The 20,915-nt window shown below is 72.1% G+C and carries 19 protein-coding genes and 1 tRNA gene; 8 read left to right on the top strand and 12 right to left on the bottom strand.

What is annotated here, in order from left to right:
• The first annotated feature begins 34 nt into the window (after positions 1-34).
• A complete protein-coding gene (locus tag ACZ5GP_RS21010; RefSeq protein WP_468752286.1) occupies positions 35-1,165 on the top strand; it encodes a PAC2 family protein in 1,131 nt (376 codons plus the stop codon).
• Between the two features lie 177 nt (positions 1,166-1,342).
• Entirely contained in the window at positions 1,343-1,522 is a 180-nt protein-coding gene (locus ACZ5GP_RS21005; RefSeq protein WP_468752285.1) for a hypothetical protein, read from the top strand.
• 55 nt (positions 1,523-1,577) lie between these two features.
• Here ACZ5GP_RS21005 and ACZ5GP_RS21000 read toward each other — a convergent pair whose 3' ends face one another.
• The 5 genes from ACZ5GP_RS21000 to ACZ5GP_RS20980 form a co-directional block, all read right to left on the bottom strand.
• Positions 1,578-4,640, bottom strand: coding sequence for an NPCBM/NEW2 domain-containing protein (locus tag ACZ5GP_RS21000; RefSeq protein WP_468752284.1), 3,063 nt, complete (start codon positions 4,638-4,640; stop codon positions 1,578-1,580).
• 227 nt (positions 4,641-4,867) lie between these two features.
• Entirely contained in the window at positions 4,868-6,097 is a 1,230-nt protein-coding gene (gene mshC, locus ACZ5GP_RS20995) for a cysteine--1-D-myo-inosityl 2-amino-2-deoxy-alpha-D-glucopyranoside ligase (protein ID WP_468752283.1), read from the bottom strand.
• 121 nt (positions 6,098-6,218) lie between these two features.
• Positions 6,219-7,040, bottom strand: coding sequence for an SCO1664 family protein (locus tag ACZ5GP_RS20990; protein WP_468752282.1), 822 nt, complete (start codon positions 7,038-7,040; stop codon positions 6,219-6,221).
• Positions 7,004-7,594: a DUF3090 domain-containing protein gene (locus ACZ5GP_RS20985; protein ID WP_468752281.1), complete on the bottom strand. Its 591-nt coding sequence runs from the start codon at positions 7,592-7,594 to the stop codon at positions 7,004-7,006. Before ACZ5GP_RS20985 ends, ACZ5GP_RS20990 begins: the two co-directional genes overlap by 37 nt.
• A gap of 87 nt (positions 7,595-7,681) precedes the next feature.
• On the bottom strand, positions 7,682-8,368 hold the full coding sequence (locus ACZ5GP_RS20980; protein ID WP_468752280.1) for a histidine phosphatase family protein: 687 nt from the start codon (positions 8,366-8,368) through the stop codon (positions 7,682-7,684).
• Positions 8,369-8,429: 61 nt separating this feature from the next.
• Here ACZ5GP_RS20980 and corA point away from each other — a divergent pair, with 61 nt between their 5' ends.
• Complete coding sequence (corA, locus tag ACZ5GP_RS20975) at positions 8,430-9,428, top strand: magnesium/cobalt transporter CorA (RefSeq protein WP_468752279.1); 999 nt, start codon at positions 8,430-8,432, stop codon at positions 9,426-9,428.
• A 34-nt stretch (positions 9,429-9,462) separates the two neighbouring features.
• On the opposite strand, the gene ACZ5GP_RS20970 is transcribed toward corA, so the two are convergent.
• Together ACZ5GP_RS20970 and ACZ5GP_RS20965 are read right to left on the bottom strand one after the other, a co-directional pair.
• Entirely contained in the window at positions 9,463-10,248 is a 786-nt protein-coding gene (locus tag ACZ5GP_RS20970) for a ferritin-like domain-containing protein (RefSeq protein WP_468752278.1), read from the bottom strand.
• A gap of 243 nt (positions 10,249-10,491) precedes the next feature.
• Positions 10,492-11,547 (bottom strand): LLM class F420-dependent oxidoreductase, encoded by a 1,056-nt coding sequence (locus ACZ5GP_RS20965; RefSeq protein WP_468752277.1) that lies wholly within the window; start codon positions 11,545-11,547, stop codon positions 10,492-10,494.
• A 187-nt stretch (positions 11,548-11,734) separates the two neighbouring features.
• Here ACZ5GP_RS20965 and ACZ5GP_RS20960 point away from each other — a divergent pair, with 187 nt between their 5' ends.
• The 3 genes from ACZ5GP_RS20960 (at position 11,735) to ACZ5GP_RS20950 (ending at position 15,337) form a co-directional block, all read left to right on the top strand.
• Entirely contained in the window at positions 11,735-12,715 is a 981-nt protein-coding gene (locus tag ACZ5GP_RS20960) for an aldo/keto reductase (protein ID WP_358578927.1), read from the top strand.
• Positions 12,712-14,961, top strand: a complete 2,250-nt coding sequence (locus ACZ5GP_RS20955; RefSeq protein WP_468752276.1) for a helix-hairpin-helix domain-containing protein — start codon at positions 12,712-12,714, stop codon at positions 14,959-14,961. The genes ACZ5GP_RS20960 and ACZ5GP_RS20955 overlap by 4 nt, the downstream gene beginning before the upstream one ends.
• Before the next feature lie 199 nt (positions 14,962-15,160).
• Complete coding sequence (locus ACZ5GP_RS20950) at positions 15,161-15,337, top strand: hypothetical protein (protein ID WP_468752275.1); 177 nt, start codon at positions 15,161-15,163, stop codon at positions 15,335-15,337.
• Positions 15,338-15,355: 18 nt separating this feature from the next.
• Here the strand turns inward: ACZ5GP_RS20950 and ACZ5GP_RS20945 are convergent, their stop codons facing one another.
• A complete protein-coding gene (locus ACZ5GP_RS20945; RefSeq protein ID WP_468752274.1) occupies positions 15,356-16,141 on the bottom strand; it encodes a hypothetical protein in 786 nt (261 codons plus the stop codon).
• Positions 16,142-16,188: 47 nt separating this feature from the next.
• On the opposite strand from ACZ5GP_RS20945, the gene ACZ5GP_RS20940 reads away from it, so the two are divergent.
• Positions 16,189-16,377 (top strand): DUF5703 family protein, encoded by a 189-nt coding sequence (locus ACZ5GP_RS20940; RefSeq protein WP_127911640.1) that lies wholly within the window; start codon positions 16,189-16,191, stop codon positions 16,375-16,377.
• Between the two features lie 120 nt (positions 16,378-16,497).
• Here the strand turns inward: ACZ5GP_RS20940 and ACZ5GP_RS20935 are convergent, their stop codons facing one another.
• The 3 genes from ACZ5GP_RS20935 to ACZ5GP_RS20925 form a co-directional block, all read right to left on the bottom strand.
• Positions 16,498-17,268: a chaplin gene (locus tag ACZ5GP_RS20935; protein WP_468752273.1), complete on the bottom strand. Its 771-nt coding sequence runs from the start codon at positions 17,266-17,268 to the stop codon at positions 16,498-16,500.
• Between the two features lie 136 nt (positions 17,269-17,404).
• Positions 17,405-17,638 carry a chaplin ChpH gene (gene chpH / locus ACZ5GP_RS20930; RefSeq protein ID WP_468752272.1) on the bottom strand — a complete coding sequence of 78 codons (234 nt, stop codon included), beginning with the start codon at positions 17,636-17,638 and terminating at the stop codon, positions 17,405-17,407.
• A 208-nt stretch (positions 17,639-17,846) separates the two neighbouring features.
• Entirely contained in the window at positions 17,847-19,190 is a 1,344-nt protein-coding gene (locus ACZ5GP_RS20925) for a M20/M25/M40 family metallo-hydrolase (RefSeq protein ID WP_468752271.1), read from the bottom strand.
• Between the two features lie 170 nt (positions 19,191-19,360).
• Here ACZ5GP_RS20925 and ACZ5GP_RS20920 point away from each other — a divergent pair.
• A tRNA-Leu gene (locus ACZ5GP_RS20920) sits at positions 19,361-19,448 on the top strand.
• Positions 19,449-20,231: 783 nt separating this feature from the next.
• On the opposite strand, the gene ACZ5GP_RS20915 is transcribed toward ACZ5GP_RS20920, so the two are convergent.
• On the bottom strand, positions 20,232-20,909 hold the full coding sequence (locus tag ACZ5GP_RS20915; protein WP_468752270.1) for a potassium-transporting ATPase subunit C: 678 nt from the start codon (positions 20,907-20,909) through the stop codon (positions 20,232-20,234).
• Positions 20,910-20,915: the final 6 nt, after the last annotated feature.

Raw genomic sequence — 20,915 nt, 5'->3', positions numbered from 1 at the left:
GGCGTACGCAAGGGAACGTCGGAAGGAGGCCTGGGTGATCGAGCTCGAGGGAGTTCCCGAGCTGGTCGACCCGGTCATGGTGGCCGCGTTCGAGGGCTGGAACGACGCCGGCGACGCCGCCTCCGCCGCGGTCGCGCATCTGGAGAAGGAGTGGAAGGGCGAGGTGTTCGCGGCGCTGGACGCCGAGGACTACTACGACTTCCAGGTCAATCGCCCCACCGTCTGGCTCGACGACGGGGTCCGCAAGATCACCTGGCCGACGACCCGGCTCTCGGTGGTCCGCGTCGGCGGCGACAAGCCGCGGGACCTCGTCCTGGTGCGGGGGATCGAGCCGTCGATGCGCTGGCGGTCGTTCTGCAACGAGATCCTCGGCTTCGCGCACGAGCTGGGCGTCGAACTGGTCGTGATCATGGGCGCGCTGCTCGGTGACACCCCGCACACCCGTCCGGTGCCGGTCAGCGGCGTGACGTCCGACCCGGATCTCGCGCGCACCATGGACCTGGAGGAGACCAAGTACGAGGGCCCGACGGGGATCGTCGGCATTCTCCAGGAGGCGTGCACCCACGCGGGTGTCCCGGCCGTCAGCCTCTGGGCCGCCGTCCCGCACTACGTCTCGCAGCCGCCGAACCCGAAGGCCACGCTCGCGCTCCTCAACCGCCTGGAGGACCTGATCGACCTGCGCATCCCGCTGGGCGAGCTGGCCGAGGACGCGCGCGCCTGGCAGCTGGGCGTGGACCAGCTGGCCGCCGAGGACAGCGAGGTCGCCGAGTACGTCCAGTCGCTGGAGGAGGCGCGGGACACCGCCGATCTGCCGGAGGCGTCGGGCGAGGCCATCGCGCGCGAGTTCGAGCGCTACCTGCGGCGGCGGGACGGGGCCACCGGTCCCGCCGGTTCGCCGCAGCCGGGCGGTCACGCCACGGACGGCGGTGAAGGCGGCGGGTCGTACCTGCGGGACACCTCGGGCGAGCGGACGCGCCCGCCGAAACCGTCCAAGCCGGGACGGCGGGCCGGTCAGGACGCCGAGGCGGCGGCCGACGGGCCGACCGCGCAGGGGCCGGCGCCCGAGGGGACGGCTCCGGACGAGCCAGCCTCGGACGGTTCCGTCAGCGAGGGCAGCGGCGAGGATTCCGGCGGCTCCGACTCCTCCGACACCTCGGACGACTGAGGTCGCTTCCACGCCAATGGGGCGGTTCCCGCACGGGAGCCGCCCCATTCCGGTACCCGCGGCCGACTGGCACGGGTTTCCCGTTTCCAGCAGCCGTTCCAGCAGTTCGGCCAGGCCCAGCAGCAGGTCCCGCAGGCACAGGCACCCGAGATCTCCACGCGGGCGCTCGGGTCGAACGTGGCGACGGCGTTCTGGGACGTCGTGGAGCCCCTGCCCGGCCAGCCGTCGACCCTCGTCGGCCCCGGGCCGCACAACCGTGACGAGGTCCAGGAGGCCTTCGCCTCCGGGCAGCAGGTGATCGGCTACTACGACACCGAGAACCCGTCGTACCTGCCGGCCATCGTGGTCGCCGAGTAACCCCCGAACGCGGCGCCGGGCGGTGTGCTTCCCGCCCGGCGCCGCTGTCGTGCGGCTACGCGCAGGCGAACGCGGCCCCGGCCCAGTCCGCGTGGTCCCCGCTCTTGGAGCCGTTGGTGTCCGTCACCTTCAGCTCCACATGGCGTGCCCCGCGCACGTCGACGTCCACCGGGACGGTCGGCGAGGCGCCCGTCAGCTTCGGTGAGGTCCACAGCACCTCGCCGTCGGCCTCGACCGAGAAGGCCACCTCCCCGTAGCCGTTGATCTCGTCGTCGATGCCCACGTCGGCGGTGAACTTCGAGCAGCGCCCGCCCGGGTAGACCTCGATTCCCGAGTCGGCGTGCGTGCCGATCCCCTTCTCGTACGTCTTGCCCGCGAGGGTCAGCGTGTGACCGTCGCGGGCGCCCGACTCGCCGTTGCTGCGGTCGCGTTCGGCGGGGCCGTAGCCGTTGGTGGATTTCAGCCACACCATGTCGCTCGCCCAGGTGCCCGCGCCGGGTGCCTCGGGCATCACGCCGAGCGCGAACCGCTGGACGGCGGTGCGGTCCTGGCCCGCCGAGCGGTGTCGGACGCTCGCCGTCAGCGGTTGTTCGCCCGGCTTCGCGTCCTTGGCCGGGGTGAGGCCCACCTCGAAGCGGCGCGTGGTGCCCGCCGGGACGCGGTCCGCCCGCGCGGCGGTGACGGTCCACCCCTCGGGCGCGTCGAGGGTGACGTCGACGCCGGTGGCGTCCTTCGTGCCGGCCGTGACGTCGACGGCGACCTTGCCGGGGGTGCCCGCGCCGAGTTCCTGGCCGGCGGGGACGCGCACGGTGGCGGGCGCTCCGGGCACGGCGCCGCCGACGGCGCTCGTGTCGTTAAGGGTCAGTTCGAAGGCGCGGTCGGTGCGCCGGGTCGGCGTCTTGACCCGCACCACACCGCCCCGGTCGTCCCGGTCGTAGAACCAGCCGTGCCCGGCCTTCTCGTACGCCTCCTTCGACGCGAGGCGCGGCAGGGCGCGGCCGTCCAGCCCGACGCGGCTCGGCGCGTCACCGGTGTGCAGCGTGAACGCGTAGGGCCGGGTGCTCTGTTTCCCGGCGAAGTGCCCCTCGCTCGCGCCAATCCGTACGCGCACGTCCCCCGGGCCGGAGCGCGGGGCCCGCACATCCGCGCGCTGGGTGGCGTACTCCCCGGCGCGGTGCCGCCGGGTCACGCCGTCGTCCTCGTACAGCTCGAAGGAGGACCTGCCCTGCGGGTAGATGTCCCAGGCGAGCGGCGAGCGCGCCGTGCGGTCCGCGTAGGAACGGATGCCGCCGGGCCACATCGGCACGCTGGCGCCACCCCTGACGAAGAGCGGCAGGGTGTCCAGGGGCGCGCTGTAGCCGTCGACGGTGGTGGGGCCCCGGTAGGTGCGTCCGCTCCAGTAGTCGGTCCAGGTGCCCTTCGGCAGGTAGATGCCGTCGCGCGTGGTGGTGTCCTTGTACACGGGGGCGACGAGGAGGTCCTCACCGGTCAGGAACTCGTACTTGGCGGCGTCGGTCGCCGCCTTCGGGTCGCCCGGGTACTCCAGGGCCAGCGGCCGCACGGCGCCCACACCGGTCCGTGTCGCCTCGTGGGCGTACGAGTACAGGTAGGGCAGCAGCGACTCGTGCAGCTTCAGGTACCTGCGGTTGATGGAGGTGTACGGCTCTCCGTACCGGAAGGGCTGCTTGTCGCTGGCGGCCCAGCCGTCCATCGTCATCGTGACGGGCAGGAACATCTTCCACTGGAGGTCGCGTACGTACGTCTTGGGGCTGCCGCCGAAGATGCCGTCGACGTCACCGGTGGTGTACGCGAGGCCGGACATGGTGGACCCCGCGTACGTCGGGATCTGCCAGCGGATGTACTCCCAGCTGCCGCTCTGGTCGCCGGACCACTGGACCCCGCAGCGCTGTGCGCCGGACCAGCTCTCGGGAGCCCAGGTGAAGCCGCGGGCGTCGCTGTTGTCCTCGATGCCCTGGTGCGCGTCCTTGCAGCCGTCGAGGGCCTTCTTGTAGCCGTCGCCGACCCAGGCGACGTCCAGCTTGGCGACGCGCTGGCCTGCTTTCACCTGTTCGGCGATCTTGTCGAGGCCGTCCTCGGTCCACAGGCCCATCTTCATCTTGCGCTCGGCGAGGCCCTTGGAGGTCTCGGGGAGGTTCTCGTGGCCGCAGCCGTAGCCGTCGTTGACGAGCATCCAGCCGTTCGGCATGTCGTGCTCGACGTAGCCGTCGGCGACCTTGAGGGCGTCCAGGGTGTGGCGCTCGCCGCGGTTGGCGTTGTGGAGGTAACAGTCCGCGTCGCCGATCTCCAGGCCGTAGACGGGCGGCAGGAAGGGCTTGCCGGTGAGGCTGGTGTACTGCCCGATGACGTCCTTGGCCGCGTCGCTCCCCTTCCCGGCGAAGTAGTACGCGTCGAAGCGCCGCTCCTTCGCCGTGGTGGTCACGGGTTCGGCGAAGTCGTACGTGTTGGGGGCGTAGGTGTTCCGGAAGACTCCGTACCCCGCCGACGAGAGGTAGAAGGGCACGGAGTTGGGGTGCCCGCCGTCGTTCCAGTCGTAGTCGACGCCGACCTCGACCTTCTTGCCGCGGTGCGAGGTGTTGCCGCGGCCGTTCTGCATCCCGGCGCCGTAGAACTGCTCGTCGGCGTCGCGCGCGAGGCTCTGCGTGGTGGTGTCCTTCGTCCAGGTCAGGCCCTTGGACTCGGACCACAGGCGAGTGCCGTCGGCGCGGTACAGGGCGAAGCGCAGCGGCGACTTGTAGGCGCGCAGCGTCACCTCGGAGGTGCTCAGCTCGTAGCGGTCGCCCTTCTCCCGCCACTGGGTGCGCGGCGCCTTCCCCTGGGGCAGGACGATGTCCTTGCCGGTGGGGTCGGTGAACTGTCCGTCGGGGGCGAGTTCGAGCCGGAACGTCCGCGGCGAGACGAAGGTGACGCGGGCCTCGGCGTCGCCCGCCCGCAGGCGGTAGACGCCACCGGCGTGGTCGAAGCCGGTGACGTCCCCGACGGTGGTGGCGGGATCCTCGGCGGCCTGCGCCGGTATGCCGCCGCCGGGCACCGCGAACGCGGCGAGGAGGCCCAGCAGGGCGGCGGCTACCGCCGCTTTGAAGCGCGTGGGAGATCTCATGGCGGAGGTCTAGCGCGCCGCCCCCCGCCAGGGCCATGGACTTTGCCACCCCGCTCCTGGACTTCCGGAACGGCTTCTCCCACAAGGACCCACGCTTCCCACCCGGCGCCGCGAGGAATCCAAGCCCGCCCGGGGGGTCTTCAAGCCCGCCCGGGGGATGGGAATTTCAAGCCCGTCCGGCGATTGAGGACGAGCCCGAAGGGCGACCGACCGAGCTGAAGCAAGACCTACAAGGCCACGCCAAGCAACGCGTCGACGGCCCGCGACACGACCCCCGGCGCCCCCTCGTCCGTACCGCCCTCGGCGCCCTGCCGCGCGGCCCAGCGGTCGACGGCGGCCAGCGCGGCCGGCGCGTCGAGGTCGTCGGCGAGAGCCTCCCGCATCTCCTCGACGACCGTCTCGGCGGGCGGCCCGTCGGGACGGGACACGGCGGCGCGCCAGCGGCCGAGCCGCTCGACGGCCTCCGTCAGGACGGAGTCGGTCCACTCCCAGTCCGCGCGGTAGTGGTGCGCGAGCAGGGCGAGGCGGATCGCCGCGGGGTCGACGCCGTCGCGCCGCAGCTTGGAGACGAAGACGAGATTGCCCTTGGACTTCGACATCTTCGCGCCGTCCAGGGCGACCATCCCGGCGTGCACGTAGGCCTTGGCGAAGGGGTACTCGCCGGTCAACGCCTGGGCGTGCGAGGCGCCCATCTCGTGGTGCGGGAAGGCGAGGTCGGAGCCGCCGCCCTGCACGTCGAAGCCCATGCCCAGGTGGTCCAGGGCGATGGCCACGCACTCGATGTGCCAGCCGGGCCGCCCGCGCCCGAGGGAGGCGCCGTCCCAGCTCGGCTCGCCCTCGCGGGCCGCCATCCACAGCATCGGGTCGAGGGGGTTCTTCTTGCCGGGGCGCTCGGGGTCGCCGCCGCGCTCGGCGGAGAGCAGCTTCATGGCGGCCGCATCCAGCCCGGACACCTCCCCGAAGTGGGGGTCCGACTCGACGGAGAAGTAGGTGTCGCCCTCCAGTTCATAGGCGGCGCCCATGTCCCGCAGGCGTTCGACGAGCGGCACGATGCCGGGTATCGCCTCGACGGCCCCGATGTAGTGGCGCGGCGGCAGGAGCCGCAGCGCGGTCATGTCCTCGCGGAACAGGGCGGTCTCGCCCTCGGCGAGAGCGACCCAGTCCTTGCCGTCGCGGATGGCGCGTTCCAGCAGCGGGTCGTCCACGTCGGTCACGTTCTGGACGTAGTGAACCTGCCGCTTGGTGTCGAGCCACACGCGTTGCACGAGGTCGAACGCGTTGTAGGTCGCCGCGTGACCCATGTGGGTCGCGTCGTACGGGGTGATGCCGCAGACGTAGATACGGGCGACGGGACCGGGGTCGAGGGTGACGAGCTCACCGGTCGCGGTGTCGTGGATCCGGAGGTCGCGGCCCTTGCCAGGAAGGGCGGGGACCTCAGAAGCGGGCCAGGCATGCATGACCTGAGCCTAACCGGACGGGGCGTCCGCATACGAGTGGGGATCATCGAATGCCGGCCGAAGAGGCCATCTCGCGGTCCGCCCGGACCTGTGCGGGGCCCGTCCGCGGCGGCGTACGGCCCTACACCGGCGGCCAGGGAATCGCCGGCCACTCCCCGGACGGCACCGGATGCCGCCCGGACTCCAGCAGGGACCGCACCCGCTCGCGCACCGCTTCGACCTCGACCTTCGTGAGGAGCGCGGCGAGCCGTTCGGCGAGGGCCCCGCCGTCCGCGAGCGCCTCCCGCAGGCCCCGCAGGACCTCGACGGCCTCCTCGGTCAGCGGCTCCCCCGCCCACCCCCACAGCAGCGTCCGCAGCCTGTCCTCGGCGTTGAAGGTGACGCCGTGGTCAATGCCGTAGAGGCGTCCGCCGGCGGCCAGCAGATGGCCGCCCTTGCGGTCGCCGTTGTTGATCACCGCGTCGAGCACCGCGAGCCGCCGCAGCCGGGCGTCGTCCGCGTGCACGAGCAGCGCGGTGCGCTCCTCGTCGACCTGGGCGCGTCCCACCGCCTTCCAGCCGTCCCCGGGCTCGTCGCCGTCGACCAGGGCCAGGAGCGCCTCCTCCCCGGAGGCGTCGATCCACAGCTGGCACATGCCCTCGCCGTACGGGCCGTCCCGCAGCACGGTCGGCGGTACGAGGTCCCAGCCCGTGGCCCGCGACACCTCGTACGCGGCGACCTCGCGCTGCGCGAGCGTGCCGTCGGGGAAGTCCCACAGCGGCTGCTCCCCGGCGACGGGTTTGTAGACGCAGGCGGCCTCCTCGCCCTCGTGCGCGACCGTGCAGTAGAGCACCGCGTTCGAGGCCTCGCGGATCTGCCCGCGCACGGTGAGCTGCCCGTGGGTGAGGAGTGTGCGGGGGTCGGTGGTCACGCTCCCCGCCGGTATCCGTTCTGACGCGGGCACACGTGTCCTTCCGGGTCGAGCGGGAGGCTGCACAGCGGGCACGGCGGGCGGCCCGCGTTCACGACGTCGAGGGCCCGCTTGGCGAAGGCGCGGGCCTGGGCCCCGGTGAGCCGCACGCGCAGCATCGGCGGGCCGTTCTCCTCGTCCTGGAGGAGCTTCTCCTCGGCCTCGGCGAGGTCGTCCTCGGAGTCGGCGTCCAGCTCGACGAGGGCCTGCGCCTCGACGATCATCCGCTCCTCCTCGCCGTCCCAGGCGAGGGCCATCGTGCCGACGCGGAACTCCTCCTCCACCGGGGAGTCGAGCGGCGCGCTGTCGGTGACCTCGGCGGGCGCGACAGCCGGCACGGCGGCGCTGCCCCCGCTGCGGCGCACGACCTCGTCGAGGAGTTCCTCCATGCGTTCGGCGAGCGCGGCGACCTGGGTCTTCTCCAGGGCGACGCTGGTCACCCGGACGCCGGCCGAGGCCTGGAGGAAGAACGTACGCCGTCCGGGCAGCCCGACCGTTCCCGCGACGAAACGCTCCGGGGGGTCGTAGAGGAACACCTGACGGGACACGTCCTGTCTCCATTGGATCGACTGCAAAGGGGCTGCTTCAACTGTTGGGGCCTGCTTCAGCCCGCTTCACCCTACTGCGCGCGACGATCACGGTGCGCCCGCACCGCCCCCGACCGCGGCCTGGTCGCCCGGCGGTTCCTCCCGGGGGACGAGCGAGGCGAAGTCGCCGGTGTCCCCCAGGCGTACGAGGAAGGGGCGCAGCCGGGTGTAGCGGATGACGGTGACGGAGCAGGGCTCCACGGAGATGCGCTGGAACAGGTCGAGGTGGAGCCCGAGGGCCTCCGCGACGAGGGACTTGATGATGTCCCCGTGCGAGCACATCAGGTACACGGCGTCCTCGCCGTGTTCGCGCTCCACGCGCACGTTCCACTCGCGCACCGCCTCGGCGGCCCGCGTCTGCATGGCCCGCATGGACTCCCCGCCGGGGAAGCGGGCGGCCGACGGGTGCCGCTGGACGACCTCCATCAGCGGCTCGTCGGCCAGCTCGGCGAGCTTGCGGCCCGACCAGTCGCCGTAGTCGCACTCCCCGATGCGGTCCTCGCTGTGCGCCTGGAGGCCGGGGCGGGCGGCGAGCAGCGGAGCGAGGGTCTCCCGGCAGCGCTGCAAGGGGCTCGTGACGACCTCGGCGAGGGGCACGGCGGCCAGCCGGGCGGGCAGCGCGGCGGCCTGTGCGGCACCGCGCTCGTCGAGGGCCACGCCGGGGGTCCACCCGGCGAGCAGTCCCGCTGTGTTGGCGGTGGAGCGTCCGTGCCGGACAAGGATCAGCGTGGGCATACGGTCCACCCTAAGCGCCCGGGGAGTGATACCTACGGGGTGGCTGGGAACACTGCGGAGTGTGATTGTCGACTGTGCCATTTATCGAGAGGGTCGTCGCAGCGAGGGCCCGCATGACTTCTCCGACGCCCTGGACGAGGCGCGGACCATTGACGAGGCCTTCGTCTGGATCGGCCTGCACGAACCGACGGAGGCGGAGTTCGACAAGGTCAGCGAGGAGTTCGGGCTGCATCCGCTGGCCGTGGAGGATGCCCTCAAGGCCCATCAGCGGCCCAAGCTGGAGGTGTACGACGACTCGCTGTTCATGGTCCTCAAGCCGGTCGTGTACGAGCCGAACACCGACACCGTCTCCTCCGGCGAGGTCATGATCTTCGTGGGCGACTCCTTCGTGGTGACCGTCCGCCACGGCGAGGGCGCCCCGCTCGGCACCGTGCGCGACCGCCTGGAAGCCGATCCCGACGTCCTCAAGCACGGGCCGACGTCGGTCCTGTACTCGATCGCCGACGCCTCGGTGGACCACTACCTGGAGGTCGCCGACGAGTTGCAGGAGGACCTGGAGGGCCTGGAGACGGAGGTCTTCTCGCCGGACGGCGGCGGCTCGCGCCACACCGCGTCGCGGATCTACAACTTCAAGCGGCAGATCCTCGAGTTCCGCCGGGCCACCAACCCCTTGTCCCTGCCCTTGGCGCGGCTCTCCGGAGCGGGCCCCTTCGGGCCGCCGGTGCCCTTCGTGGACGAGACGGCGCGGCCCTTCTTCCGGGACGTCAACGACCATCTGACGCGCGTCAACGAATCGGTGGAGGGCCTGGACCGGCTGGTGTCGGACATCCTGTCCGCGCATCTGGCGCAGATGAGCGTCCGGCAGAACGACGACATGCGCAAGATCTCGGCCTGGGCCGCCATGGCGGCGGTCCCGACGATGATCGCCGGGATCTACGGCATGAACTTCGACCACATGCCCGAGCTGCACTGGGAGTGGACCTATCCGGCCGTGATCGTGGTGATGGCCGTCATGGAAGTGGTCCTGTACCGCATGTTCAAGCGGCGGGGCTGGCTGTAGGCCGCCGCGTGCCCGGGTGCCCGCGTGGGGCCGCCTACGCGAACTCGGGCGCGGGCGCGGGGCCGCCCAGGGCGTCGCGCCGCTCGGGCAGCCGCAGGGACACCATCCGCCGCCAGCCGCCGAGCCGCTCGAACGCGTATACGGCGTGGATGCCCGCGGCGAGCACCTTCCGTTTCGTGGGAGGCCAGCGCAGGATGCGCCCCATGTGCTCCATCACGGCGAGGCTCACGTCGCGGTAGACACGGATCTCGGTGTGGGCGCACTCGCGCAGGGTGCGCTGGATGGCGTGGCCGTGGCCGGCGGACGCGAAACGCAGCAGCTCCTCGTGGCAGTACGCCAGGTGGTTGTCCTCGTCGTTCGAGATCATCCGGACGGCGCGGCCGATGTCCGGGTGGTCGGCGAAGTACTTCAGCAACAGCCGCATCTGCTCGGAGGCGCGCTGTTCGGTGACCCTGCTGTGCGCGAGATAGGTCAGGACGTCCTGGACGGTCAGCGGCTCGTCGCCCTTGAGCTTGTCGTGCGCGAGGCCGATGCCGTGCTTCTCCAGCAGCATCGTGTAGTCGGTCTCGTGCGGGACCTCGACGGGTGTCAGACCGCGCTTTTTCAGCAGCGCGCCGAAGAGCCTGCCGTGCTTGTCCTCGTCCGCCCCGTGCCGGGTGATCTTGGGGGCGAGCGCGCGCTCGCCCGCCGGTACGAGAGCGGCGATGCGGCCGTTCTCCCAGCCGCCCTGGGCCTCGCCGCTGGCGGCGATGGAGCAGAAGAGCCGGAACGACTCGTCGTTGTCGAGGATCTCCTCGAAGACACCCTTGGCCGAAAGCATCGCTGGCACCTCCATGCGCCCGTCCGCGGACCGCCGCTGTCCGCGAACCTCCGCAGACACCCACTCAAGTGCGAGGTTCACCCCCGGGCAACAGGGGCGCGGACCGACTGAGCCGAACGGGCGACGGCAAGGGCGGCCCCGAGGCCGTAACCCACCGGCTTCCGGGGCGTTGTTCCCCGTGACGGCCGTGGCGGGGAAGACCCCCCGAGCCCCCACCACGGCCGCGGAAATCCTCCCCCGCGGTTACGCCAGACCGGCGCGCTCCAGCGCCTCCGTACCGGCCCGCAGCGCGGCGATCCGCTCCTCCAGCGTGAAGCCCGCGGGCGACAGCGTGAGCGTGGTGACACCGGCCGCCGCGTACGCCTGCATCCGGTCGGCGATCCGCTCCACGGAGCCGAGCAGCGTCGTCGAGTCGATCAGCTGCCGCGGAATGGCGGCGGCAGCGCCCTCCTTGTCACCGGCCAGGTACTTGTCCTGGATCTCGGCGGCCTCCTTCTCGTATCCCATGCGCCGCGCGAGCTGGTTGTAGAAGTTCTGCTTGCGGCTGCCCATGCCGCCGACGTACAGCGCGGTGTAGGGCCGGAACATGTCCGCGAGGGTGTCGACCTGCTCGTCCCCGCCGACCGCGATCGGCAGCGTCGGGACGACGTCGAAGCCGTCCATGGTCCGGCCGGCCTTCTCGCGCCCGGCCCGCAGGTGCCGCAGGGCGGTCTCCTCCAAATGCTCGGCAGCCGGGAAGATCAGCAGGGCGCCGTCGGCGATCTCGCCGGTCTGCTCCAGGTTCTTCGGGCCGATCGCGGCGATGTACAGCGGGATGTGCTCGCGCTGCGGGTGGACGGTCAGCTTGATGGGTTTGCCGGGGCCGCCGGGCAGCGGCAGCGTCCAGTGCGCGCCCTCGTAGGAGAGCCGCTCGCGGGTCATGGCCTTGCGGACGATCTCGACGTACTCGCGGGTGCGGGCCAGCGGCTTGTCGAACTTCACGCCGTACCAGCCCTCGGAGACCTGCGGGCCGGAGACGCCGAGGCCCAGCCGGAAGCGGCCGCCGGAGAGCGAGTCGAGGGTCGCGGCCGTCATCGCGGTCATCGCGGGCTGCCGCGCCGGGATCTGGAAGATCGCCGACCCGATGTCGATGCGTTCGGTCTGCGCGGCCACCCAGGAGAGCACCGTCGCGGCATCCGAGCCGTAGGCCTCGGCGGCCCAGCAGACCGCGTAGCCGAGCCGGTCGGCCTCCTTGGCGACCGCGAGATTGTCCGCGTCCATCCCGGCGCCCCAGTAGCCGAGGTTGATACCGAGCTGCATGGCCGATCCCCTTACCGCTGTACTCATGAGTAACGTCCCTGTGCCGGGACTGTAGCGCGCGAACGCCTGATCCGTCAGGGGCCCGTGGGGGTGCCGGGTCACCTCCCGGGTGACCCGGTTCTCCACAGGGGCCGGTTTGTCCACAGGCTCGCCCGCCGCCCGGGCGCGGCCAGTAATCTCAGCGCCCATGGAGCAGAGGCATCTCGGCCGGACCGGCCTGCGTGTGTCCCGTATCGGGCTCGGCACCCTCACCTGGGGCCACACCGGGGAGAGCGACGCCGCCGACCTGTTGAAGGCGTTCTGGGAGGCGGGCGGCTCCCTCGTCGACACCGCCGATGTGTACGGCGACGGGGAGTCGGAGTATCTGCTCGGGCGCCTGATAGAGCGGCTCGTGCCCCGGCGCGACCTCGTCATCGCCACCAAGGCGGGCAGCGTGCCCGACCCCGAGCGGCGCTTCGACGGTTCGCGGGGCCATCTGCTCTCCGCGCTCGACGCCTCCCTCGCCCGCCTCGGCACGGACTACGTGGACCTGTGGCAGGTGCACGCGTTCGACCCGGCGACGCCCTTGGACGAGACCCTGCAAGCCCTCGACATCGCGGTCAGCAGCGGCCGGGCCCGCTATGCGGGGGTGTCCAACTTCTGCGGCTGGCAGCTCGCCAAGGCGGCCACCTGGCAGCTGGCGATGCCGGGCTCGCGCACCCGCATCGCCAGTACGCAGATGGAGTACTCCCTGCTGCAGCGCGGCGTGGAGCGCGAGGTGCTGCCCGCGGCCATCGACCTGGGGGTGGGCCTGCTGCCCTCGTCACCGCTGGGCCGGGGCGTGCTCACCGGGAAGTACCGCCACGCCACCCCGGCCGACTCGCGCGGCGGCTCCGACCACATGGCGCCGTTCGTCGCGCCCTACCTGGACGACGCGGCGGGCCACATCGTGGAGGCCCTCGCGACGGCCGCCGACGGGCTCGCGGCGACGCCCCTCCAGGTCGCCCTGGCCTGGGTGCGGGACCGCCCGGGCGTGACCGCGCCGATCGTCGGCGCGCGCAACGCGCAGCAGCTCACGGCCGCGTTGTCAGTGGAGACCCTTAGTCTTCCTGACGAGATCTGCCGGGCGCTCGACGACGTGTCGGCGCCGGTGCACCGCTATCCCGATCACGACTGGAGCACGCTGTGAGTACGGAACCCGCCGCCGCGGAGGAGCCCGAGGCCGAGGCCGCGCCCGAGGCCGAGGCCGCGCCCGAGGCCGAGGCCGCGCCCGAGGCCGAGCGGGACTCCGGGGCCGAGCCCCAGGACGAGACCACGTCCCCGGCTCCCGCAGCCGCCGAGGCCCCCACTGACGGCACGCCCGAAGGGGCCGCGGAGGGCACCGCCGAGGGCGCCCAGCTGTCCGAGACCGAGGCGGAGATCGCCGCGCAGCAGGAGTTGCGGGAGCGCATCGAGCAGCGCAAGGCCGCCAAGGAAGGGCCGATCCAGGCCGGCACCAAGCTGAGCGGGACGGCCGCCGACCTGCTGGCCGCCGTGCGCGCCGTGGAGAGCGGCGAGAAGCCCCTCGCCGGCGCCTTCCGGGAGCCGGAGCCCGCCCGGCGCAGGCCCGCGCCCGCACCCGCCCAAGAACCCGTGCGGCCCCGGCAGCCGGCGGCGGCACCCGCCGAGGAGATCGTCGCCGCGGTCGGCGCCGTGCTCGCCGAAGGAGGGGCCCCCACCGCTCTCGCCGCGCCCACGGCCGCCGCTCTCGGCGAGGGAGCCGCTGAACGACTGCGCTCGGACCCCTGGCAGCTGCTGCGGGTGACGGGGGTGCGGCCCGAGCAGGCCGACGGGTTCGCCAGGGCGCTGCTGGGCCCCGAGTGCGGGCCCGACGACGAGCGCAGGGGCCGGGCGATCACCGGCTGGCTCCTGGAGCAGGCCGCCGTCGCGGGGCACACGGCGCTGGACGTCCCGGCGCTGACCGCCGCGCTGGGGCAGCGGGCGGTGCCGGACCCGGACGCCGCGCTGCAGAGTGCCCTGGCCGAGGGGGACGCCCTGGTCTTCCAGGACGCCCTCGAAGGGGCCGAGGTGCCGGTCCAGCGCTCGGACGACGAGAGCGCGCGGGACGGGGAGGAGGGCGCGGACGGCGAGCAGGAGCGCCCGGTGCGCGTGCTGATCGGCCTCGAGCGGTACGCGATGGCGGAGGAGAGCCTCGCCGACGGACTCGCCCGGATCATCAACTCCCTGCCCAAGGAGGAGGGTCCGGGCCCCGGGGCGGCCGAGTGGGAGACCGCGGCGGCGCAGGCCTCCGGCTCCACGGCCGAGCTGATCCGCGCCACCGCGGGGCACGGCCTCGTGCTGCACTCCGGCGGCGAGGCGGCGCGCGCGGAGCCCGCCGCGCTGGTGACGGCGGCCGCGGCGCTCGGCCTGCGGGTGTGCGCCGCCGCGCACAGCGTCGACGGACGGCGCCGCCTCGTACAGGCGATCGGCGCCGACGAGACGGCCGTGACGGTGGCGGGCCTGCTCTCCGGGGCCGAGGGCCCGGGCCGGGACGCGGACGGCGCCCTCGCGCTGGACCTCCTGGTCGTGCTCGACGCCCCGCAGTTGGACGTGGAGAGCGCGGCGATGCTCGTGGAGTCGCTGGCCGACGGCGCCCGCCTGGTGCTCAGCGGCGACCCGGGCGTGCTGTGGTCGGCGGGCCCCGGGCGGGTCTTCGCCGACCTCGTGGCCGCGCGTTGCTGCCCGCAGATCGTCTCGCGCACCCCTGACCCCGGGCCGCTCGGGGAGCTGACGTCGGGCATCGGCATCGGTGAGCTGAACCAGGTCGAGGCGCCGGGCAAGGAAGTCGTCCTCGTCCCGGTGCGCGACGCCGCCGAGGCGATCCACCGCACGGTGCAGCTGGTCGCGGACTCGGTACCGAGGGCGATCGGCGTGCCGGCCGAGCAGACGCAGGTCGTCACGCCCGGGCACGGCGGCGCGGCCGGCACGCGCGCGCTCAACGCCGCGCTCAAGGAGCGGCTGAACCCCGGCCCCGGCCGCTTCGGCGGCTTCGACCCCGGGGACCGCGTCGCCCACGCGTCGGCGGCGGGCCGCACGACGCTCGGCCGAGTGGTGCGGGCCGACGCGCAGGGGCTGCACCTGGAGTGCGACGGCGCCCCCGTCGTCGTACCCAAGGAGCGGGTGGACAAGGAGGTGCGGCACGGCTGGGCGCTCACCGCGCACCAGGCGGCGGGCCTGCGCTGGCCGGCGGTGGTCGTGGTGCTGCCGGGTGACGCGGGACAGTCGCTGACCCGCCCGTGGGTCTACACGGCGTTCAGCCGTGGCGAGCGGCACCTGTCGGTCGTCCAGGGCGTCGAGCAGGAGCTGCCCCGGGCGGTGGCGGAGCGCCTCTGGAAGGACCGCACGACCCGCCTGCGGACGCTGCTGCGCCCGCAGGTCCCGACGTCGGCCTCCTGAGGACCCGTCATCCGCCCCGGCCGCGACCTCGCCGAGGGCCCGACCCCTCCTGCGTCACTTCTGACCCGCCTCGACGCCCTCACGGCACGGCGAATACGGGCGGCACTGGGCCCTGGCGGGCTCCTGAGGCCGGGGTCGACCTGGCGCCGCGGCAGAGCTCACCGCCCGCACGGGGGCGGGGCACCCGCTCGATCCGCGGGTGGCCCACGCGATCCGGGAGAGCACCCGCGCCGACGCCCACAGCGCCGTCCGCATCGGGGCCGTCGCCGCCGATGCCGGCCTCTCACCGCCTCGGTTGCGCACCCTCGTGCGTACGGCACGAGCCCTCCTCGGCCGCGCGCCCGCCTCCGTCAAAGGGGCGGGCGCGGGCCTCTGAGCTCGGTCCGGGCAGGCCTCAGCGGCCGCCCGCGCCCCGCACGCCGGGGCCCTTCCCGTCGGCCTCGGCACTCTCATCGGCCTCCGCGATCTCATCGACCTCAACGATCTCGATCTCGTCGATCTCATCGAGCGGTACGGCCAGGTCCGGGTCGATGTCGGGGTCCGCGTCGAGGCCGTCGAGTGCCTCGTCGTCCAGTTCGTCGTCGAAGACCGCGCTGACGTCGAAGCGGCACACCACCCGGTGCGGATCAGCCTGTTCGAAGGGGGCCTCCAGCCACTCCCCCGGCTCGGCGGGGGTGTCCGCCGCGGTGACCCACACCGTGGAGTCGCCCTCCTCCAGCCCGAACTCCTTGTGCCGGGAGGCGATCTCGTCCGGCTCGAACTCCCCGAAGAGGACCCCGAGCGCGCCGTGGACCGTGTCGGCCGGCCCCGCGCCCCGCTGCCCCGAGACGTCGGCGTCGGCGACCCGCTGGGCCTGCGCGAGCAGCCGCTGCGGCTCCGCCACCGCGTAGTCGCGGCGGATCAGCACGCTCAGCGCGTTCGCCTCGTCGGGGCCCCGGTAGGGCGGCAGCGCGTCCTCGGTGCCCGGGATCTCGAAGGGCGTGACCTCGTCGTAGCGGTCGTAGAGGAGTTCGTCGTACTCCTCGGCCGCGGCGGCGAGTTCGTTGAAGGCCTCGTACACGGCCGGATCGTCCTCGCCCGACCTGCGTTCGACCGCGGCCAGGTGGCGGTCGAGCGCGGTCTTGACCGCCTCGGCGGCGGCACGTACCTCGGCAGCGGTGGGCTGCGCAGCATCAGACATAGTGCAGACGCTATCCGTACCGGGCCGGTGCCCGCACAATAGATGCGATGCCGGAATACGAATTTGTCGACGTGTACGTCCCGCGCGGGGTCACCCGCAAGGAAGCCACACGTCTGCTCACGGACCACGCAGAGTACGGACACTGGGAGCTGGACCGCCTGAGCCTGCATCCCGACGGGAGCCGCAGAGTGCGGCTGAAACGGCGCATCATCCGCCAGGTGCGGGCCACCTGGTAGGCCGGTGCCGGTCACCTGGCGGGCCGGCTCGGGCCGAGTGAAGGGGATGACGCGGAAACGGAGCGGGCCCCGCGACGGCGGGGCCCGCTCCGTTTCCGGTGTTCTCGGGCTTGGGGTGGCTCAGGCGGACGCCCGCGCCCTGCGGTACAGGACGGTGCCCGCGAGCAGCACGCCCGCGCCCGCCGGCAGTGCGATGCCGATCGGCAGCGAGCTGCCCGTCTCGGCGAGCTGCGAGGCACCCTTGGGGGGCGTGACGACCTGCGTGCCGGGGTGGTTCGGCTTGTCGTGACCGCCCGGGACGTGAGGCTTGCCCGGCTTACCGGGCTCTCCCGGCTTACCCGGCTTGCCCGGCCCCTCCGGCTTGCCGGGGTGTTCCGGCTTGCCCGGCTCCTCCGGCTCGCCCGGCTCCTCGGGCTCCGTCGGCGGCTTCTCGCCGGGCGGCTTGGAGTGGCCGGCTTCGTTGTCGCAGCGGTTGCCGAAGGCCGGGTTGCCGAGGCCGACGACGGTGATGCTGTTGCCGCAGACATTGACCGGGACGTCCACCGGCAGCTGCACGTTGTTGCCGGAACCGACACCGGGCGAGTTGGCGGCGTGCCCCTCGGCCTTAGCCCCGCCGGAGGACTTGTGCGAACCGCCGCCGCCCTTGCCGGAGCCGTTGGTGCAAGAGTTGCCCATCGCGGGGTTCAGGACCCCGACGACGTTCACGGTGTTGCCGCAGACGTTGACCGGAATGTCGACGGGGGCCTGAACCGAGTTGCCCGCCAGCACGCCGGGCGAGTTCGAACTGCCGCCCTGGGCGGTGGAGTCCGCGTGTGCGTAGCCGCCGGTCGCGGCGAGTACGCCGGTCGCGGCCGCCACGGTGATCAGGCCTTTGCGCGTGACCTGTCGCATAGCTGTTCCCTGCCTTTTACCTTCCGAAGTACGCACGGACGTGCTCGCCCGGACGTGGAATATCCGTCGGCCCCGGAGCGCATGGCGTGCACTCCGGGGCCGACGGGCTCAGACCCTCAACGGGTGAGGCACAACGTCACTTGTTGATGCAGGTGTTGCCGAAGGTGGGGTTCAGCAGCCCGATCACGTTGACCGTGTTGCCGCAGATGTTCACCGGCACGTGCACAGGGGCCTGGACAACGTTGCCCGAGAGGACACCGGGAGAGTTCACGGCGGCTCCCTGGGCACCGGCGTCGGCGGCGGCGATGCCCGCGCCCGCGAGCACGAGACCACCAGTGGCAGCCGCAGCAGCGACGACCTTCTTGATCATTATTCCTCCTTGTTGGCAATGCAGTCCCAGCCGCGGACTGCACCACCTGTAACGAGGAGGGGGGTTACGGGGCTACGAGCCGAAGGCTCCTTTCACTCTTCTCAGGCACGTACGTACGTGCTGACGATTATTGGAGAGTCGTCTCAGCACGCAAAATGGTCGTATTGCAGTCAGTTCACGGCGTTGCCGACAGGACGGGCCCGCCCCCTCAGGACGCGTCGATGAACCGGTCGAGCACCCGGACGCCGAACTTGAGGCCGTCCACCGGCACCCGCTCGTCGACGCCGTGGAACATACCGGCGAAGTCCAGCTCCGGCGGCAGCTTCAGCGGCGCGAAGCCGAAGCCGCGGATGCCGAGGTCGTCGAAGGACTTGGCGTCCGTGCCGGCCGAGAGCATGTACGGCACCGCGCGGGCGATCGGGTCCTCGGCGCGCAGGGCGGTCTGCATGGCGTCGACGAGCGCCCCGTCGAAGGTGGTCTCCAGAGCCTTGTCGGCATGCACGTCCTCGCGCTTGACCCGGGGACCGAGAATCCGGTCGAGGTCGGCGAGGAACTCCTCCTCGTAGCCCGGCAGGTAGCGGCCGTCGACATGCGCGGTGGCCTGACCGGGGATCACGTTCACCTTGTAACCGGCGCCGAGCTGGGTGGGGTTCGCGGTGTTCTGGAGCGAGGCGCCGATGAGCTTGGCGATGCCGCCGAGCTTGGCGAGCGTCTCGTCCATGTTCTCCGGGTCGAGCTCGGTGCCGAGCGCGTCGCCCAGCTCGTCGAGGAAGTGCCGCAGCGTCTTGGTGACCCGCACAGGGAACTTGTGCCGACCGAGGCGCCCGACGGCCTCGGACAGCTCGGTGATCGCGTTGTCCCTGTGGATCATCGAGCCGTGCCCCGCGGTGCCGTCCACGGTCAGCTTCATCCAGTGCATGCCCTTCTGGGCCGTCTCGACGAGGTAGAGCCGCAGGTTCTCGTTGACGGTGAAGGAGAAGCCGCCGACCTCGCTGATCGCCTCCGTGCAGCCCTCGAAGAGGTCGGGGTGGTTGTCCACGAGGTACCGGGCGCCGTACGTGCCGCCCGCCTCCTCGTCCGCGAGGAAGGCGAGGACGATGTCGCGCGGGGGCTTGCGGCCGCTGCGCAACCGGTCCCGCACGACCGCGAGGGTCATCGCGTCCATGTCCTTCATGTCGACGGCGCCCCGGCCCCACACGCAGCCGTCCGCGATCTCGCCGGAGAACGGGTGGTGCGTCCAGTCCACGGCGTTGGCCGGCACGACGTCGGTGTGGCCGTGGATGAGCAGCGCGGGCCGCGACGGGTCCTCGCCCTCGATCCTCGCGACCGTCGAGGCCCTGCCGGGGTGGGATTCGAAGATCTTCGGTTCGAGACCGACCTCGGCGAGCTTCTCGGCGACGTACTCGGCGGCCTTGCGCTCCCCCGGGCCCGAGTGGTCGCCGTAGTTGCTCGTATCGATCTGGATGAGTTCCCGGCAGAGGTCGACGACCTCGTCCTCACCGGTGACGGCCTTGCCCGTGCTGGACCCGCTCACGCTGAGCTCCTCCCGCATTCGCTGCTGGTGGTCCCCCTCATCCTCTCTCTCCCGGCCTCCGCGCCCAAGGCCGGGCGGCGCCCGCCATCAGCAGTTCACGCCAGGTGGCGGGGTGATCGAGTACCCCCGGAAGCCTGGTAATGTTCTCTGTGTCGCCGCGGGGAACGCCCCGCGAGGACAGACACCTGGTCCGGGTGGCGGAATGGCAGACGCGCTAGCTTGAGGTGCTAGTGCCCTTTATCGGGCGTGGGGGTTCAAGTCCCCCCTCGGACACCAGCGAGAACCCCAGTTGATCTGGGGTTTTCTGCGTTTCTGGGGTGCGGCGTGACCACCATGTGACCAACAGTTCAGGGAGTTCCCAGGTCAGGCCAGGGACGGCAGGCCGAGCCTGTTGGCTCCGGAGACGGCGAGCTTCCCGGCTCCGTTCTTCCTGCCGTGCCCGTAGCGGGCCATGGTTCAGCCCAGCGAGTGGTGCTCCGCGGTGACACTCCTGTTCACGCGGCGCAGCCGGGCTCGCGTCCGCAGCTGGTGCCGGCGAATCCAGCGCGTGAGCAGAACCGCGCCACGGTCGTCCGCACGGACGCCTACCGTTCGACTGCCAGGCAGGCGCCGGAACTGGTCGTGTTGGGTCCGGCCGGTGTGGCTCATCTCCCGTGCCTCGGGACAGCCTCCCTCATGACGTGCTCCGGGATCTCCACCAGAGCCTCACCTGCGGGCGCGGTGAACGCGTTGGACACGTCCCCCTGGACAACGAATGAACCACTCCGGGTCCGGTAGACGTCGGGGCAATCGTCGTCGTCGCACTCGGGGCCTCCGGTCCGGCCAGTGAGACGGGTCAGTCCTCGCGTGCCATCGGGCCCTCCTTCGTCGCAGGGACGGTCCCTGGTGCCAAGAGGGCGGCAGGGCGGACAAGTCTGCCTGGTCCATGGCACATAGCGGATATGCGCGTTGTCGGGTAGACGATCACGGGCGAAGGAGGGGAGGTACCCGCTTCCGCCCTGGGTGGTCACGCGGCCAACGGATGATCAACAGCGGTCCGAAATGGGTCCTTCTCGCGTGTCAGGGGTTGGGGCTGTGTGACGTCAGTTCCTTGAGGGCCAGGTTCAGGCGCAGGACGTTGACGCGGGGTTCGCCCAGGAAGCCCAGGGTTCGGGGGGTGGTGTTCCGGGTGATCAGGTGCTGGATCCGGGCCACGCTCAGGTGGTTCCTCTCCGCCACGCGGTGGGCCTGGAGGTCGGCGTAGGCCGGGGAGATGTGCGGGTCCAGGCCGGAGCCCGAGGAGGTGACCGCGTCGGCGGGGACGTCGGCGGGGTCGATCTTGTGGGACGCGGTGGAGTTGTCCTTGATGACTGCCGCCTTCGCCTCCTTCACCTGGGCGATCAGCTCCTCGCTGTCGCCCGCGAGGTTGGTGGCGCCGGACAGGAGCAGCTTGTGGTGGGTGTTGACGCTGTTCTCGCCCAGGCCGTTCGACGGGCGCGGTTGGAACCATCGCAGGTCGGGGACCGGAGTCTGCTGGCCGTGCTCGAGCGGCAAATCGTAGCGCTGGCCGATGAGTTCGGAGCCGACGACCTTGCCGTGCGCCTCGATCTCGGAGCCGTTGGCCTTGTCGTGGAGGAGTGCTTGGGCGACGCCGGTGACCGCCAGCGGGTACAGGACGCCGCAGAGCACGGTCAGGACGAGCAGCGCGCGCAGTCCCGCGCCGAGCAGCCGGGCGGTGTTGGTCACGGAGTTGTTCATGGTCGC

The sequence above is a fragment of the Streptomyces sp. NPDC031466 genome, assembly GCF_055581265.1.
The sequence above is the reverse complement of the archived record's forward strand: the minus strand, read 5'-3'. Positions and strand labels throughout refer to the sequence as shown.